Source organism: Novosphingobium sp. B-7 (genome assembly GCF_000410615.1).
GTDB lineage: Bacteria > Pseudomonadota > Alphaproteobacteria > Sphingomonadales > Sphingomonadaceae > Novosphingobium > Novosphingobium capsulatum.
In genome coordinates, this window is sequence record NZ_KE148459.1 from 455 (window position 1) to 17,262 (window position 16,808).

Consider the following 16,808-nt stretch of genomic DNA (forward strand, 5'->3'; position numbering starts at 1 on the left):
GCGCCGTACAATCTTGCCGCCACGATCGAACTGGGCAAGGCGCAGGGCAATCCGGCCGTGTCGCGCGCGATCCTGTCAGGCCTGGTGCGCGCCCTGCCGTCCAGCTCGGTGATCGAGGTGGGCCCGGTGCTGGCGCAGGCGCGCAGCCTGTTGGGGCAGATGGCCGTGGCGATCTTTGCCGCCGCCAGCGTGGCGATTCTGGCGGGCATGGCGGTGCTGGCCGGCGCCATCGCTGCCGCGCGGGCGCAACGGCACTATGACGCAGTGGTACTCCGCGTGCTGGGCGCCGGATCGGGCCAGTTGCTGGTGCTGGTCTTGGCCGAACAGGCTTTGCTGGCCGTGCTGCTGGCCGGTGTCGCGCTGGGGCTCGGCACCGCAGGCGCCTGGGCGGTGGTGACGCAGCTATTCGATTTTGCCTGGCTGCCCGGCTGGGGCACCATCCTGGCGGTGCTCGGCGGCGCGCTGGCCGTGGTCATGGCGATGGCGCTGGGCGGGTCGCTCGGCGTCTTGCGCACGCGGCCCGCCCAAGCACTCAGGGAATTGTAATACCAACCTGCACGGTTTCCAACCCATGAGGACGCCTTCTGGCGGCCTTCGGCAAGGCGCATCCGCCGGCGTGATGTGGTGCATCATGCCAAGGATGCAACGCAGTCCGAAGGTCGCCAGAAGGCGCCCGCAGGGTTGCGCTCCCCCGTCCGTTGGACTTTGTCGCGACCTTGCAACGATGCGCCCACATCGCAGCTGCGGCCGCTCCTCGCCAACGAACGGGGGAGCGCAATCCTCATGGGTTGGAAACCGTGCAGGTTGGTATAATTACTGGAAAACGTCGGCTTCGTAGGGGTTCTTGGGGTCAGAGCCATAGCGGTTGGAGCCGCGCGTGCCGTCCAGGCACATGAACACCAACAGCGCGAACCAGCCCAGGATCGGCAGGAAGATCAACAGAAACCACCAGCCCGAACGATCGATATCGTGCAGGCGCCGCACCGACACCGCCAGGCTGGGGATGAAGTTGAACAGCGCGAACAGCCCCGACAAGGCATCACCCACGCCGTTGAGCTGGGTGCTGACCCCGGTATACCAGCCCATCGTGGTATAGGTGGTGCGGCCGAAAACGATGGTCAGCGCCAGGTTCACCAGCAGGCCAAACAGCGTGAACATCCAGTATTCCTTGCGGCGCGATCGGCCAGCGAACTGGAAATAGCGGCGATAGGGCAACAGCATCCAATTCATGCGCAGTTCTCCTGGCGGTTTCAGCCAAACACGTCGGTCAGATCGCGGTTCTTGGGATCGGCACCATAGCGGTTGGGCCCGGGCGTGCCGGGCAGGAACATAATCACGAACACGATCAGCCCGCCAACGTAAGGCACGAAGCTGATCAGGTAGAGCCACCCCGTGCGGTCCTGGTCATGAAAGCGGCGAATACACACCGCCATATGCGCCCACGCCCAGACCAGCACCAGGATCGCCATCCCGAAGATGGCAACGATATCCCCGCGGTTTGTTTCCGGTGCATCGGCTTTGTCCCAAAGATGCACCGGCATGAACACGCTGAAGAAAAGCAGGAACACTGCGATCCCCGACAGCACCAGCGAGAAGAACTCCCGCCGTCGCGAGCGCCCGCGAAACTCGAACATGCGCCTGTAGGGCAGGATCAGCCAGTACACGAACGAACACCCCCATCGCTCACCGGCCGATGCCGGTTGGTCGCCATGGGCAAACAGCCAGAAAAATATCGACATGACAAGAAAAAGGGGGCCGCCAGGCAGCCCCCTTGCAAGTCTTGCGCTTCGCGTCCGGGTTAGAAGCGATAACGCACCGATGCACCATAGGTGCGCGGCTGGTTGGTGTAACCCGAAATAGCCAGAGGCTGGGCCACCGAATCGAAAACTTTGGTCAGTGTGCGGTTGTTGGTCAGGTTGCGCGCCCACAGCGTAAATTCGGTACGGGCGCCGGGGGCCAGGCCCAGCGCGGCATTCACTTCGTCGATGCGCCGCTTGTATTGCGCCGACGCGGCGATCGCGGCGGCCGTGCCCAGATCAAGGAAACCGGGCAGTCCCTCTTCCGTGATCACCGGGCTTTCATGATGGAAATCCGCCCGCACGAACAGGCGCGCGGTGCGGCCCAGGCGGTGCTCGTATTGCCCCGCCAGGGTGAACGACAGGGCGGGAATGCCGGCCGGCCGCCGTCCGGACAGATCGCCAACCGCCGACATCGTGAAATCATGGTACAGCGGATCGAGCCAGGTCGCGCTGCCCGAAAGCGTCAGGCCCGGCGCCGGGCGCAGCACGGTTTCCACTTCCACCCCGCGCACGCGCTCCTTGCCGGCGTTGACCAGTGCGAAACCAATGCCGGTAAAGACGTTGGACTGAAAGCCGCTGATGGTCTGATCGAACACCGCGATATTGGCCGTGGCCAGCCCCCACTGCGCCTTGAGGCCCAGTTCATAGACGGTGGTACGCTCTGGCCCGGCAAAGCGGGTGGCATAGGTCTGGTTGACCTGGGCCAGGCCGGCGGCCTCCAACGCGGCCTGGTCGGCCGGAAACGGGCGGCTGTCGCGCGACAGGTTGATCGAGCTGGCCTTGAACCCGGTGGCGACGCTGGCATAGGCGTGCACGTGCCGGTTGAGCATGACTGTTGCACGTGCTGTCCAGGTCAGCCGCTGGTCATGCGTGCGGCCCGGTTCCACCGCATTGGGCACGTCAACATAGGGCGGGAACAGTTGCAGCCGGCGCAGCGGCGCCAGCGGGTTGGCCGCCGGGTTGTTGGCATTGGCCGCAGCGCGCCCCAACACGGCGGCATAGCCCTGGGGATCGGCCTGGGCAAAGGCCGCGATCGCCGCCGGGCTCTGCGGATTGACGCCACGCGCGCGAAAACCGGCGGCGGCCAGCAGCTGCTGCCGGAATGGGGCATAGGCGCGCCCATCAAGGTCCACGCCGGCAAAAGCGTCGGTGGTTGTTCCGGCGATCGCATAGCGCTTGGTATCGCTGGTGAACGCTGCACCCGCCGTCAGCGTGAGTGCGCCACCGAGCTTGAGATCGCCTTGGAAAAACGCCGAGAACGCCTCATTACGCAGGCGATAGCGTTCGTTGGAACCCTGCCCGCTGGCAAAGAAGCGGCCGGCATAGCGGGCCGGATCACCTTCCAGTCCGCCCAGCACCTGCTCCAGCAACGGCACGCTGAGCGCGCCAGCACTCGCCCCCTGCACCAGCAGGTTGGCATAGGCGCGCATATCCCGGCCAAAGGCGATCGCATTGCGCTGGTCGAGCGTCTCGTTGAAGTAATAGACCCCGGCCAGCGCGTTGAACGGCCCGGGCAGGTCGGTCGCCAGGCGCAGTTCCTCGGTAAAGGTCGAAAGCGTCAGGTCTTGGGCATTGCGCGCCAGCATCTGACCGCTGGTGAAATCGGAATCCTGGTTGGTCGCCGAGGTCAGCCGCCGCCAGGCCGAAATCGCCGTGAGCTTGAACCGGCTGGCCTTGTAGTCGAGCTGACCGGAAAAGCCGTAGTTGGCGATGCGGTTGGTCGAATCAAAATTCCACCAGGCCTGATCGGCATAGATCGCGTCGGGCGCGTTGACCTTGCCGCCCACTGCCAAGACTGCCTGCGTCGCGGCTGACGACTGGACATTGACCGGCGCGCAGCACACCTCGTCGATCAGGCCGTAATCGCCGATCACCCGCAGCGACAGATCGTCCCCCGGTTGCCACAGCGCCTGGCCGCGCACGAACCAGCGGTTGCGGCCGTTGCTGCGCTGGCCGCTATCGGGATCGACGATAAAGCCGTCGCGCCGGTTGCGCCCGGCGGCCACGCTCACCGCCAGGGTATCGGTCAAGGGACCAGTGACCAAACCTTTGAACACCTGGGCGTTATAGTTGCCATAGCTCGCCTCGAGATCCGCGCCGGGCGTGAACTGCGGCAGGCGGGTGATGATCGAGATGACCCCGGCCGACGCGTTCTTGCCGAACAGCGTGGATTGCGGGCCGCGCAAGACTTCCACCTGCTCCACATCGGGCAGATCGGCAATCTGCGCTGCCGTGCGCGAGCGATAGACGCCATCGACGAATACCCCGACCGAGGGTTCGATTCCGCTGTTGTTGGCGCCGTTGCCAAAGCCACGGATGTAAATGTTGACGTTGGCCGGGCTCTGCAACTGCTGCATCGACAGCGAGGGCACCAGGCTGGTCAGGTCTTTCAGATCGCGGATCTGTGCCCGCGCGATGGCCTCGCCGCTGGCCACGCTGACCGCCACGGGCACGTCTTCCAGGCTGGCCGCACGCTTGGTCGCGGTGACGACGATAGTGCCATCTGCCTCCTCGCCGTCTGCGACTACTTCGGCCGGGCCATCGTCGGCAGCATGGGCAGCGGGCGCGGTGGCCAGTCCAAGCGGCAGCAGCGCACTGGCAAGCCACAGCCTGCGGTTTACCGCAAGCCGGCACCGCCGTGCATCATCGCTGTGTTCGCCCCGACCCTGCATGTCTTTGTGGTATGCGCGCCCTGTTGACGGCGCGGCTGGCAACACCCCCCGTGTCGCGCAACCCCACCGCGTCCTTTTGCTAGCGCGGTTACATTCGGCCATAAACCGCAATCCGTGTCATTTCCGGGCATTTCGGCCGGATTTGGCGGCGTTTTGGCGGTACTGTTGCGCCTGCGCCACATCATCGCGGCAGGCTCTTTTGCCGCTCGCCCTTGTGGCAACGCACAATAACGAGTAAGCGCGCGCCCAAGTGCGGCCAGAACCGAGATGACGGGATCTTCCCGACACAGCGCCTGCTGCAAGCTCCAGTATCCCGGCCGCACGTTACGGTCTGTCGAAGAAAGCCTTTCATGTCACTGCCCTTGCGCAATATTGCGATCATCGCCCACGTCGACCACGGCAAGACCACGCTGGTTGACCAGCTGTTCCGCCAATCCGGCACCTTCCGCGACAACCAGCGCGTGGAAGAACGCGCGATGGATTCCAACGACCTGGAAAAGGAACGTGGGATCACCATTCTGGCCAAGTGCACCTCGGTGGAATGGACCAATCCGGCCACCAACGAGACGACGCGAATCAACATCGTCGACACCCCGGGCCACGCCGACTTCGGCGGCGAAGTGGAACGCATCCTCTCGATGGTCGATGGCGTGATCCTGCTGGTCGACAGCTCGGAAGGCGCGATGCCGCAGACCAAGTTCGTCACCGGCAAGGCGCTGGCCCTCGGCCTCAAGCCGATCGTGGTGGTCAACAAGATCGACCGTCCCGATGGCCGCCCGCAGGAAGTGCTCGACGAAGTGTTCGACCTGTTCGTCAGCCTCGATGCCAACGACGAACAGCTTGAATTCCCCGTGCTCTATGCTTCGGGCCGCAACGGCTATGCCGGCAACGACGAAACCGTGCGCGAAGGCAACCTGCTGCCGCTGTTCGAAAAGATCGTCAGCCACGTGCCGGCCCCGTCGCTCGACGTCGATGGTCCGTTCAGCTTCCTCGCCACCCTGCTCGATCGCGACAACTTCATGGGCCGCGTGCTGACCGGCCGCGTGCAGTCGGGCACGATCAAGCTCAACCAGCCAATCCACGCGATCGATCGCGATGGCAAGGTGCTGGAAGTGGGCCGCGCCTCGAAGATCCTCTCGTTCCGTGGCCTGGAACGCGTGCCGGTGGAAGAAGCCCGCGCCGGTGACATCATCGCGCTCGCCGGCCTCGAAAAGGCGACCGTGGCCAACACCGTGGCCGATCCTTCGGTCTCGACCCCGATTGCCGCCCAGCCGATCGATCCGCCGACGCTGGCGATGCGCTTTTCGGTGAACGACAGCCCGTTTGCCGGCCGCGAAGGCGACAAGGTGACGAGCCGCATGATCCGCGACCGCCTGATGCGCGAAGCGGAAACCAACGTGGCCATCCGCGTCACCGAAAGCGCCGACAAGGACAGCTTCGAAGTGGCCGGCCGCGGCGAACTGCAGCTGGGCGTGCTGATCGAAACGATGCGCCGCGAAGGCTTTGAACTGGGCATCAGCCGCCCGCGCGTGCTGTTCGGCACCGACGAAAACGGCCGCACCGAGCCGTATGAAACCGTGCTGATCGACGTGGACGACGAATTCTCCGGCACGGTCGTCGAAAAGATGCAGCGCCGCAAGGCCGAGCTGACCGACATGCGTCCCTCGGGCGCCGGCAAGACCCGCATCACTTTCTCGGCTCCGTCGCGCGGCCTGATCGGCTACCACGGCGAATTCCTGTCCGACACGCGCGGCACCGGGATCATGAACCGCCTGTTCGAAAAGTATGGCCCGCACAAGGGCGCGATCGAAGGCCGCCAGAACGGCGTGCTGATCTCGAACGCGACCGGCGAAGCGGTGGCCTATGCCCTCAACAGCCTGGAAGACCGCGGCGTGCTGTTCGTGCGCCCGCAGGACAAGGTCTATGAAGGCATGATCATCGGCGAAAACGCCAAGCCCGACGATCTCGAAGTCAACCCGATGAAGTCCAAGCAGCTGACGAACTTCCGTTCGACCGGCAAGGACGACGCGATTCGCCTCACCCCCCCGCGCATCATGACGCTGGAACAGGCCATCGCTTATATCGACGACGATGAAATGGTCGAAGTGACCCCCCAGACGGTGCGTCTGCGCAAGGCGATCCTTGATCCCAACGAGCGCAAGAAGGCCAGCCGCAAGAAGGAAAACGCCTGATTTTGCGGCCCTTTGCGGGCCAGGCATGATCAGCGAAAAGGGGCGCTCCGGCAACGGGGCGCCTTTTTTCATGTCTGTCATTGCCTGAACAAAGGTTTCATCGCCGGTTCAGCGCGTGTTGCATAAGGTTGCTGCAACGAACCCCGCTGCGAGCATGAGGCTCTTTTGGACAAGGCAGCGGGTTGGAGACGAGCCATGAAGCTTTTGAGCAAGGTTCTGCTGGCCGGCGCCCTGGGCGCCACCGTGATGGCCACTGCCGCCCCGGCAGAGGCCCATGGCTGGCATCGTGGTGGCGGTGGCGCCGGTCTGGCGATTGGCGCCGGCATCCTGGGCCTGGCCGTGGGTGCTGCGATCGCGTCGGACCATCCGCACCGCGGCTATGTGGTGGAAGAAGGCTATGCCCCGCCGCCCCCGCCGCCGAGCTATTACTATGAAGGCCCGGCCTATTATGGCGGCTATTATGCCCCGCCGCCGCCGCCCCCGCGGACCTATGTCTATCGCGAAGTCTATCGCAGCGGCCCGGCCTATTACGGTTATGGCGGTTATCCGCGCTGGCATCGCGGCTGGTAAACCCGCCGCCAGCATAGCGTGAAACCCTGACAGGCGCGCCCGTCGGACCAGTCCGGCGGGCGCGTTGCCATTTGGCGCCTTGGCATTTGTCGCGCCGGCCTCTCGCCATCCCGGCCCGCGCCCGCTATGGCGCCGCCATGACGAGTTCCCACCCCGTGAACCAGACCACACCTGATCCTCAGGCACTTGATCTTCGTACCATGACGGCCACTGGCCGGCTCGACGGGCTGCGCATCGCGCTGTTCAGCGGCAACTACAACTATGTACGCGATGGCGCCAACCAGGCACTCAATCGCCTGGTCGGGCATCTTATGCGCCAGGGTGCACAAGTGCGGGTCTATTCGCCCAAGGTGGAAAATCCGGCGTTCGAGCCCACCGGCACGCTGATCGGCATTCCTGCCCTGGCCGTGCCGGGCCGCGGCGAATATCGCGTGCCGATCGCGCTGTCGGGCCGGGTGCGCCGCGATCTGGTCGCGTTCGATCCGCATGTCGTCCATGTCTCGTCGCCCGATGTTGCCGCCCACCGCGTGGTCACCTGGGCGCGCCGGCGCAGCCTGCCGGTGCTGGCCTCGGTGCACACCCGGTTCGAAACCTATTTCCGCTATTACAACATGGCCTGGCTGGAACCGGTGATCGAAGCCATGCTGCGCCGGTTCTATCGCCGCTGCGACGCGCTGGTTGCCCCGTCGGAATCCATGGCCCAGGTGCTGCGCGAGCAGCGCATGAACTATGACATCGGCATCTGGTCACGCGGGGTCGATCGCGAGATCTTCACTCCAGAACGGCGCAGCATGGAATGGCGCCGATCGCTGGGCCTGGCCGATGACGATGTGGTGATCGGCATTTTCAGCCGCCTGGTGATGGAAAAGGGGCTCGACGTCTTTTCCGACGCGATCGACGAATTGAAGCGACGCGGCGCCAAGTTCCGCGTGCTGGTGATCGGCGAAGGTCCGGCGCGCGAATGGCTGGAAACCCGCCTGCCCGACGCGGTATTCGCCGGCTTCCTGTCTGGCGCGGATCTGGGCCGGGGCGTGGCCAGCATGGACGTGTTGTTTTTCCCTTCCGTCACCGAGACGTTCGGCAATGTCACGCTCGAGGCGATGGCCTGCGCCCTGCCCGTGGTGGCGTCTGCCGCCACCGGCAGCCAGAGCCTGGTCGACGATCATGTCTCCGGCCGCCTGATCACGCCGGGCGCGGTGCATCAGTTTGCCGAAGCGCTGCGCGCCTACGTGGAAAATCCGCAGCTGCGTGCGCAGCATGGCGCGGCGGGCGAACTGCGCGCCCAGGAATTCAGCTGGGACCGCATCAACCAGGCTGTGGCCGATACCTATGTTCGCCTGGTGCGGCAGAAGCGCACACGCAAATAGCCGCCAGTGCGCGTTCAGCGCACAATGCCATAGAGCATCGCGCGTTCAGCGCACGATGCGATAGAGCACGCTGCCGGGCGTGCGCCGCACCGGCATCGCGCCGGCCACCGGACGCACGGCAGCCGTATCGATGATCCAGATGTAATCGAACGCCGCGCGCGGCAGCTGCGCCAGGCGCCGGCTGATCGTGTTGGGCTTGGCGCAGTCATCGGGCTTGACCAGCTGGGATTCGTCGGTGCCAAACACACCAGCCTGCGGGGCATGCACCTGCAACAGTTGCCCGCCAGGGATCACCCACTGCTCGTTGGAAAAGGCGTGGCGGCGCGCGATCGCATAGCCGCCCAGATGGGTGCGTCTTTCGCGCTGCCACGGCAGGATCGACACGACGCATTCTTCCACCACCAGCGAGGCGACGCGGGCGCCATACGGCACGCTGTCAAGCGCCGCCAGATCGGCCGCCATGGCCTGACCCGTCAGCCACAGGCTGAGCACGTTGCCGAGCAGGCGCGCCAGCGCAAAGCCGGCGCCCAGCCATGCCAGGCGGTGGTAGGACAGCCAGCCATGCTGGCGATAGAGCGGCCTTGCCGCCACCAGCGCGATCATCAGCATGAACGGCACCAAGCGCATGTCAGCCATGCTCGATCCGAAGATCGTGCCTGGCATGGCAAGATAGACGATCGCCAGCGCCAACACGCCCAGGCGCAGCCCAATGCGGGGATCGCGTTCATCGGTATCCGGCACGCGGCGCATCATCGCCCAGACCGCAAGTGCCAGCAGCACGGCCGCTGCGGCCACGTCCCACACCAGCCAGCGATCACGCAGCGGCATCAGCGGGTAGAGCAGCTTGAGTTCGGGGAGGAAGAAATCACGGGTGGCGCCATGGCCGCTGGCTGGCAGCGCCCAGACCATACGCAGCACTTGCGGCGTCAGCAGGCAACTGACCGCGATGGCCACCCGGACCAACCCGCGCCAATCGGGCTTTTGCCCCTGCACATGGGGTGCGAGTTCGCACATGCCAGCAAACACGCAAAAGAGCGCCCACGCCACCAAATGGCAGGTCCACAGCCCACAGGCGATCGGCACGAACACGAGCCAGCGCGCCAATAGCCAGCCGCGCTGCCACCTGCCCCGCTCCCCCAGGGCGATCCACAACGCCAGCGCCAGGGTGGAGAGCGCCTGTCCCAGCACGAAATTGAGGAAGCCGAAATGCAATGGATAGCAATAGGCGAGCGGCAGGGCGAACAGCGCCAGCGGCGTGATCCGGCCATGGACCGCCTTGCACAGCAACAAGATGCCCAGCACCTGCAACACCGGAATGGTCGCCACGATCACGCGCAGTGCCGGCTCCAGCCCCAACAGCGGGGCCAGCCATTCCACCAGGATATCCACGCCCAGGTTGGGAATGAGATTCCAGCGAAAGCCATACCACTGTGCCAGGTCTGCCGAGCGGCCATGATCGACCTGCACGGCATAGCGGCCAAGGTGGCCCCCCAGATCGGTGAGCGGCGCCACCGGCGGCAGAATCAGCGGCAGGGCGGCCAGCACCGCCACCACCCACCACAGCCAGCGCGATCGCAGCCACTGTGGCGGCGTAGCGCCCGGTTTAACGGCAACAGCATCCTGGGCAGGATCGTGGGCCCGCATCGTCATCGTTTCGCTTCTTGCCCCCTGCACCGCAACCGCCGCCGTGTCGCCCGCAAGGAACGATTACGGCGCGCGTCGCCACATCACCGCCATTGGCGCGCCGCGACGGTTTGTGCAACCGGCTGAGGAGAATCCGCAGCATCGGCGGCCGGGGGTGTCGTGCGAATAGAAGGGCAATGCCGGCGCTTGGATCATGCAATGGCGTAGACTGCCCTGTAGTTTGTGGATCAGTGTTCAACGCAAAAGCGTTAGCGCCGCGCCGGATCGACAGACTTGCCATGATCAATCGGCAGACTTTCAGCGCTGACCCGGCGCTGGCTTCGCCGGACGGTCAACAAACACGACAAAGCGTGAAATCAGGAAAAAGGTGACGGAATAGCCGATCATACCTGTGAGATGGAGCAGCGGCTGCCCGGCATAGCCGGCGTGGCGGCCCACTGTCAGGATTACCAAATTGACGCCATACGACACCGAAACCGCCAGGGCAAAGCGGTACACCTCGTTCCACGATGCGCGCTGTTTGACGGCAAAGGTGAATTTGCGCTGCAGAAAATACGAGACGACAAACCCGACGCCATAGCCGCAGGCATTGGCCGGATAGTCCGTCATCCCAAAATGCAGGCACAGCATGATAATGCCGGTACCCACCGCCGTGTTGATCAACCCGGAGACGACAAACCGCGCCAGCAGCGCGATGGTGGCCATATCGATTTTTCCGTTCCGCAAGGGCTATGCCTTTATTCAGCCGATGAGAGCGGCGGCGGCGCGGTGATGGCGTTGGCGTCCCGGGTGGTGATCACATCGCGGATAATGAACAGGGGGCGCTTTTTGCTCTCCATGTACATCCGTCCCATGTATTCGCCCATCACGCCCAGCATCATCAACTGGGCCGATCCCAGCACGAGAATGATGGTGATGGTGCTGGCCCAGCCGGTTACCGTGCCATGGGCGAAATAGCGCCCGATCACCCATATCAGCATGGCAAGCCCGCCCACGCCGAACAGCATGCCAAGGTGCGAGGCGAGGCGCAGCGGCACGGTGGAAAACCCGGTCACGCCATCGAACGCGAGCGAAAGCATCTTGGAGAACGGATAGTGCGTTTCCCCGGCAAAGCGGGCGTCCCGCTCATAGGGAAAGCCGATCTGCTTGAACCCCACCCAGGCAACCATGCCACGGATGAAGCGATAGCGTTCCGGCATGGCATTGAGTTGGTCGACCACGCGGCGCGTCATCAGACGGAAATCACCGGTATCCTGCGGAATGGAGATATCAACCATGCGGCCAAGCAGGCGGTAGAACAGCGCCGCGCTCCATTTCTTGAACGCGGTTTCGCCGGCGCGCGTCTTGCGCAAGCCATAGACCACATCATAGCCTGCACAAATCTGCGCGGCCATTTGCGGCAGCAGTTCGGGCGGATCTTGCAGATCGGCGTCGATCACCAGTACCAGTCCGCCACGCGCGATGGTGAGCCCCGCCGTCAACGCCAGCTGGTGACCATGGTTTCGCGCCAGATCGACCCCGACGATTTCTGGTCGCGCCATGGAATGACGGCAAATAGCCGCCCAGGTTGCATCACGAGATCCATCATTGACCAGTACGATTTCGTAATTACCAGGAAATTCTGCATCGCAAACAGACGTAACGCGGGCGATAAGAATGTCTATTACCGCTTCTTCGTTGTAACATGGAATAACCACTGAAAGACCCAATGCTTCATCCATAGGTGAAGCATTGACGGCCGCCTTTACATGATTTACATCTATTTCCAAGATAACACCACGTTACTAGTAATTGCCATGCAATCTACGGTAACGCCGTATGGCTGTCAATTGCAGGTGCTGCACCGTGAAGAAGGCCCGCCCTGCCGCCACGCGGTGTGATTGCCGCACCAGGTGCGCAGCGCACAATACCGTGTCACGGGCGGCAGGGCGCCTGTCACAGCCGCTCGATCTTGCGCGCGGCCTCATCCAGGATATCGGCCACCGCGAGCGCCGTGTCGTTGTCGAACGAACCGCCCGCCACGCGTTGCCGCAACGCCAACGCCAGGTTGGCAAAGGCGCGGCGCACCGGCGGGCTGGCCTCGCGGGCGCCGGCCTGGGCCAAGCTGGTCAGCCGATCGACGATGACCTTGAGTTCCTCGGTCTTGCCGGCCAGTTCGGCGCGGCCCGCTTCGGTCGCGGTGAACGCCTTGCGCGTGCCTTCGCCCGCTGCTTCCGCAATCAGGCCTTCGTCCACCAGCAAGGCCAGGGTGGGATAGACCACGCCCGGGCTCGGGGCATATTGCCCGCCGGTCAGGTCTTCCACGGCCTTGATCAGCTCATAGCCGTGGCGGTCCTGCTCGGCCACCAGGCTCAGCAGCAAGAGGCGCAATTCGCCAGCGGCGAACATGCGCCCACGGCCACCCCGGCCACGGCCGAACGGCCCGCCGCCGCCGCGCCCGCCCCGACCGCCACCAAACGGGCCGCCGCCGAAGGGGCCTCCATCAAAGGGGCCTCCACCGAAAGGACCACCTTCGTCGTCAAAGCGGCCGGCAAACTTGCGCGCCATGCGCTCGCCGAACCGGCCGCCGCCACAGTGGCCACCATGGCCTTCGCCAGCGCTTCCGCGCCAGCCACCGAACTTGCCCCGTGCAGGGCGTTCACTATCAAATCGCATCGTTATTCCTTTCATCACGATGCAGCTAAGATATATCGTAATAGCATCTGCGCAAGACCCCGGGCAAAATTTTTCGAGAAATTTTCGCGCGCAGGCCCTATCTCGGTGCTGCATGGCCGATCTGTTTGCCCCGCCACCCCAGGAAACCCCGCGATCCCAGCCGCTTGACCACGGCCCGCTGGCCGATCGGCTACGCCCGCGCGCGCTCGACCAGGTGATCGGCCAGGGCCACCTCACCGGCGCGGAAGGCGCGATCGGCCGCATGGTTGCCGCCGGCAAGCTCTCGTCGATGATCCTGTGGGGGCCGCCGGGCACTGGCAAGACCTCGATCGCGCGCCTGCTGGCCGATGCCGTGGGCATGCGCTTCATCGCGATCAGCGCGATCTTTTCGGGCGTGGCCGATCTGAAGAAGCTGTTTGCCGAGGCCGAAGCCATGGCGCTGGCCGGGCGGCGCACGCTGCTGTTCGTGGACGAGATCCACCGCTTCAACCGCGCGCAGCAGGATGGCTTCCTGCCAGTGGTGGAAAACGGCACGATCACCCTGGTCGGTGCCACCACCGAAAACCCCAGCTTTGCGCTCAACGCCGCGCTGCTCAGCCGCGCGCAGGTGCTGATCCTGCACCGCCTCGACGCCGCCGCGCTGGAAGAGCTGCTGCGCCGCGCGGAAGAGGAAACCGGCCTTGCCCTGCCGCTCACGCCACCCGCGCGCGAGGCGCTGGTCGCCTCGGCCGATGGCGATGGGCGCTTCCTGCTCAACCAGGTCGAAACGCTGCTCGATGTCGATCTGCCGGCGCCGCTCGATCCCGAAGGCCTGTCTACCTTTCTGATGCGGCGCATGGCGGTGTACGACAAGGACCGCGATGGGCACTACAATCTCATTTCCGCCCTGCACAAATCGTTGCGCGGGTCCGATCCGCAGGCAGCGCTCTATTGGATGGCGCGCATGCTGGTGGCGGGCGAAGACCCGATGTACGTGCTGCGCCGCCTGGTGCGCTTTGCCAGCGAAGACATTGGCCTGGCCGACCCTCAGGCGCTCACTCAGTGCCTGGCCGCCAAGGATGCCTATACCTTCCTCGGCTCGCCCGAGGGGGAACTGGCGATCGTCCAGGCCTGCCTCTATTGCGCTACCGCGCCCAAATCCAACGCCGCCTACGGCGCGATGAAGGCGGCATGGAAAGCCGCGCGCGACACCGGATCGCTCAGCCCGCCGGCGCATATCCTCAACGCTCCGACCAAGCTGATGAAGGACATCGGCTATGGCAAGGGCTATGCCTATGACCATGATGCCGCCGATGGCTTCTCCGGCGCCGACTATTGGCCCGAAGAGATGGCTGCCCAGGCATTCTATCGCCCGGTCGAGCGCGGGTTCGAGCGCGAGATCGTCAAGCGGCTGGACTGGTGGGACCGCAAGCGGCGCGAGCGGCGGGGCGAAACGCCGATCGAGGACGAATGAGCCGCTTTGCCCATTTCGTGGCGGTCGACTGGTCAGGCGCGGCGGGAGAGCGCCACAAGGGCATCGCTCTCGCCCACTGCACAACCGGTGACGCCGCCCCCGCGCTGGTGCGCCCCGGCCACCGCTGGTCGCGGCAAGAGGTGCTCGACTGGCTGCTGCACCACCTGCCACCCGATAGCCTGGTGGGCATGGACCTGGGCCAATCGCTGCCCTTTGCCGATTGCGGCGCGTTCTTTCCCGGCTGGGACGCCAGCCCGGCCGACGCGCGCACGCTGTGGGCCATGGTCGATACGCTGTGCGCGGACGAGCCGCATCTGGGCGTCAACGGCTTTGTCGATGCCACCGAGCCTTCGCGCCATTTCCGCCGCCACGGCGGCCGCTGCGGCGATCGCTTTCCGGTCGGACGTGGCCGCCTGCGCGTGACCGAGCGCGCGCAAGAGGCGATGGGCTGCAAGCCATACAGCAATTTCAACCTGGTCGGCGCAGCGCAAGTGGGCAAGTCCAGCCTCTCGGGCATGCGCGTGCTGCACCGCCTGGGTGGACAGATCGCGGTCTGGCCGATCGATCCCCTGCCCGCGCGCGGCAGCGTGGTCTGCGAAATCTATACCACCATCGCCGCCATAGCAGCCGGCCGCCCCGCCAGCCGTTCCAAGATCCGCGACGGCGCCAGCCTCGACCACGCCCTCGCCACGCTGGGCAGTGCCCCCTTTGGCCACGCCGGCGCGATCGACGATCACCAGAGCGACGCCCTGATCACCGCCGCGTGGCTGCGCACCGTGGCGCACACGCCCGCCCTGTGGCACCCCGCCGCCCTCACCCCCGAAATTGCCCGCACCGAGGGCTGGACGTTCGGGGCCACTTGAGGCTATGCGCGAAACCCACGCACCGATGCCGGCTTAGCTCAGTTGGTAGAGCACCTGCTTTGTAACCAGGGGGTCAGGGGTTCGATTCCTCTAGCCGGCACCATTTTGCGAACCACAGACGTTCGCCCAAGCCTTGAAAAACCCCAGAAATCAGCCATATTTCGCCCCATGCAATCCATGGGCGTTCACCCGCGTGCGTGGAAAGCCACCACGAATCGGGGGCCTTTTGAGGGGCCTTGCCGCTTCGCCTGAATCAAAGGCCCCCACGCATGGCGCTGACCGATACCGCGATCCGCAAAGCCAAACCCGAAGCGCGCGAATACAAGATGGCCGATGGCGGCGGCCTCTATCTGCTGATCACCCCGGCCGGCGGCAAACTGTGGCGGCTGAAATTCCGCATCGATGGCCGCGAAAAGAAACTTTCGATTGGCCCCTACCCCGAAATCAGTCTGGCCGAGGCCCGCCGCCGCCGCGATGAAGCCCGCGAACAAATCGCGCTGGGCAAAGACCCCGCGCGCGAAAAGCGACAGGCCAAATACCGCGCCCAAGTGGCCGCTGGCGATACCTTTGCCGAAATCGGGCGCGAATATCTCGACAAGCGCATTCGCGAAGGCATGGCGAAAGCCACCACGATCAAGAACGAGTATCACCTTACCTGCCTGGTGCCGGCGCTGGGGCGGCTGCCTATAGCCACTATAGGCCCCACCGATGTGCTGGCCGTGCTGCGCGTGTTCGAAAAGCAGGGAAAGCACGAAACCGCCAATCGGCTGCTGCAACTGGCTAGCCGGATATTCCGCTACGCCGTGGCCACCGGGCGACTGGCATCCGATCCCACGCGCGATCTGCGCGGCGCGATTTCCGCCCCTAAGGTCACGCATTTCAGTGCCATTCTGGAACCTGTGCGCGTGGGCGAATTGCTGCGCGCGATCGATGCCTATGAAAGCATGGGTATCGTGCGCTTCGCCCTGCAATTCGCGCCCCATGCGTTCGTTAGGCCGGGCGAACTGCGCCACGCGCAATGGGAAGAATTCGACTTCGACAACGCCATTTGGACGATTCCCGCCGAAAAGACCAAGATGCGCAAGGAACACCACGTTCCCTTGTCGCGCCAAATGCTGGCCATTCTGCAAGACCTGCGCACGCTGACCGGCCCAAGCGGCCACGTCTTTCCATCGGTGCGCACCCGGCTTCGGCCCATGTCGGAAAACACCATGAACGCGGGCCTGCGCCGCCTGGGCTTTGGTGCCGATGAAATGACCGCCCACGGCTTTCGCGCGATGGCGTCAACGCTTCTGAATGAAAGCGGGAAATGGAATCCCGACACCATCGAACGCGCGCTGGCCCATGGCGATACCGACAAAGTGCGCGGCGCCTATCATCGCGGCAAGCATTGGGAAGAGCGGGTAGCGATGGCCCAGTGGTGGAGCGACTATCTCGATCGCTTGCGCGATGGCGCGGAAATCGTGCCGTTTTCACCCCGGCAAGCTGGCTGAACCATGATTCGCGCCAGCCGCCCCAAGGTCGAAATTTTGCGGGCCTCTTATTTTATCGGTGTTCTGGGTGTTCCGGTGTTCCAATGGCGGGTTTCTGCGG

The 16,808-nt window shown here is 64.6% G+C and carries 14 protein-coding genes and 1 tRNA gene; 8 read left to right on the top strand and 7 right to left on the bottom strand.

Annotation, left to right across the window (positions count from 1 at the left end):
• Window positions 1-546, top strand: a 546-nt coding sequence (locus H926_RS33730; RefSeq protein ID WP_043610655.1) for an FtsX-like permease family protein, incomplete at its 5' end; no start/stop codon positions are given.
• 267 nt (window positions 547-813) lie between these two features.
• Here H926_RS33730 and H926_RS0120285 read toward each other — a convergent pair.
• Genes H926_RS0120285 through H926_RS0120295 form a run of 3 tightly spaced genes read right to left on the bottom strand, consistent with a single transcriptional unit; the run spans window position 814 to window position 4,471 of the window.
• Window positions 814-1,230 carry a DUF805 domain-containing protein gene (locus H926_RS0120285; RefSeq protein ID WP_022677905.1) on the bottom strand — a complete coding sequence of 139 codons (417 nt, stop codon included), beginning with the start codon at window positions 1,228-1,230 and terminating at the stop codon, window positions 814-816.
• Window positions 1,231-1,250: 20 nt separating this feature from the next.
• Entirely contained in the window at window positions 1,251-1,739 is a 489-nt protein-coding gene (locus tag H926_RS0120290) for a DUF805 domain-containing protein (protein WP_022677906.1), read from the bottom strand.
• Between the two features lie 59 nt (window positions 1,740-1,798).
• Entirely contained in the window at window positions 1,799-4,471 is a 2,673-nt protein-coding gene (locus H926_RS0120295; protein WP_022677907.1) for a TonB-dependent receptor, read from the bottom strand.
• A gap of 350 nt (window positions 4,472-4,821) precedes the next feature.
• Between H926_RS0120295 and typA the strand changes: the two genes are divergently transcribed.
• The 3 genes from typA (at window position 4,822) to H926_RS0120310 (ending at window position 8,600) form a co-directional block, all read left to right on the top strand.
• Window positions 4,822-6,663 (top strand): translational GTPase TypA, encoded by a 1,842-nt coding sequence (typA, locus tag H926_RS0120300; protein ID WP_022677908.1) that lies wholly within the window; start codon window positions 4,822-4,824, stop codon window positions 6,661-6,663.
• Window positions 6,664-6,858: 195 nt separating this feature from the next.
• The gene (locus tag H926_RS29305; protein WP_022677909.1) at window positions 6,859-7,233 is read left to right on the top strand and encodes a hypothetical protein; all 375 of its coding nucleotides are present in this window, start codon (window positions 6,859-6,861) and stop codon (window positions 7,231-7,233) included.
• 200 nt (window positions 7,234-7,433) lie between these two features.
• Entirely contained in the window at window positions 7,434-8,600 is a 1,167-nt protein-coding gene (locus tag H926_RS0120310; RefSeq protein WP_022677910.1) for a glycosyltransferase family 1 protein, read from the top strand.
• Window positions 8,601-8,645: 45 nt separating this feature from the next.
• On the opposite strand, the gene H926_RS29310 is transcribed toward H926_RS0120310, so the two are convergent.
• The 4 genes from H926_RS29310 to H926_RS29320 form a co-directional block, all read right to left on the bottom strand.
• On the bottom strand, window positions 8,646-10,250 hold the full coding sequence (locus tag H926_RS29310) for a hypothetical protein (protein ID WP_022677911.1): 1,605 nt from the start codon (window positions 10,248-10,250) through the stop codon (window positions 8,646-8,648).
• Window positions 10,251-10,541: 291 nt separating this feature from the next.
• On the bottom strand, window positions 10,542-10,949 hold the full coding sequence (locus H926_RS29315; RefSeq protein ID WP_022677912.1) for a GtrA family protein: 408 nt from the start codon (window positions 10,947-10,949) through the stop codon (window positions 10,542-10,544).
• Between the two features lie 32 nt (window positions 10,950-10,981).
• Window positions 10,982-11,965 carry a glycosyltransferase family 2 protein gene (locus tag H926_RS0120325; RefSeq protein ID WP_022677913.1) on the bottom strand — a complete coding sequence of 328 codons (984 nt, stop codon included), beginning with the start codon at window positions 11,963-11,965 and terminating at the stop codon, window positions 10,982-10,984.
• Between the two features lie 214 nt (window positions 11,966-12,179).
• A complete protein-coding gene (locus H926_RS29320) occupies window positions 12,180-12,899 on the bottom strand; it encodes a PadR family transcriptional regulator (RefSeq protein WP_022677914.1) in 720 nt (239 codons plus the stop codon).
• A gap of 112 nt (window positions 12,900-13,011) precedes the next feature.
• On the opposite strand from H926_RS29320, the gene H926_RS0120335 reads away from it, so the two are divergent.
• The 4 genes from H926_RS0120335 to H926_RS0120350 all read left to right on the top strand — a co-directional run bounded on the left by H926_RS0120335 (window position 13,012) and on the right by H926_RS0120350 (window position 16,708).
• Window positions 13,012-14,352 (top strand): replication-associated recombination protein A, encoded by a 1,341-nt coding sequence (locus H926_RS0120335; protein WP_022677915.1) that lies wholly within the window; start codon window positions 13,012-13,014, stop codon window positions 14,350-14,352.
• Window positions 14,349-15,215 carry a hypothetical protein gene (locus H926_RS0120340; protein ID WP_022677916.1) on the top strand — a complete coding sequence of 289 codons (867 nt, stop codon included), beginning with the start codon at window positions 14,349-14,351 and terminating at the stop codon, window positions 15,213-15,215. The genes H926_RS0120335 and H926_RS0120340 overlap by 4 nt, the downstream gene beginning before the upstream one ends.
• 27 nt (window positions 15,216-15,242) lie before the next feature.
• Window positions 15,243-15,318: transfer RNA gene (locus H926_RS0120345), tRNA-Thr, on the top strand.
• Window positions 15,319-15,484: 166 nt separating this feature from the next.
• Window positions 15,485-16,708: an integrase arm-type DNA-binding domain-containing protein gene (locus H926_RS0120350; RefSeq protein ID WP_028658284.1), complete on the top strand. Its 1,224-nt coding sequence runs from the start codon at window positions 15,485-15,487 to the stop codon at window positions 16,706-16,708.
• Window positions 16,709-16,808: the final 100 nt, after the last annotated feature.